At 46.1% G+C, this 321-nt stretch carries 1 protein-coding gene; it reads left to right on the forward strand.

Annotated elements, in window-relative coordinates:
- On the forward strand, positions 1-321 hold a 321-nt coding region (locus PZH32_RS12205), incomplete at both ends, for a recombinase family protein (protein ID WP_275208521.1).

Here is a 321-nt window from a genome sequence, read left to right on the forward strand (position 1 = left end):
GTTCACAACAAGCAGAGCAACATTTCATTCAAGAACAAGAAAAAGGTGCGGAAGCCGCAGGAAGAATGGTATCGTGTGGAAAATACCCACGAAGCCATCATTTCCGAAGAAGTGTTCCAAAAAGTTCAGGAGCTGATTGCAAGCAGACGCAGGAAACGCAGAAACGGTACGACACAGATTTTCGCAGGATTGATAAAATGTGCAGACTGCGGATGGTCTTTAGCCTATGGGGAAAACAAGCAGAACAAAAACCCATACGGGTACTACCATTGCAGCAAAAACGGACAGGGATTACGCCAGTGTTCCATGCACTATATCCGC

The sequence above is a fragment of the Adlercreutzia equolifaciens genome (assembly GCF_029076695.1).
Lineage (GTDB): Bacteria > Actinomycetota > Coriobacteriia > Coriobacteriales > Eggerthellaceae > Adlercreutzia > Adlercreutzia equolifaciens_A.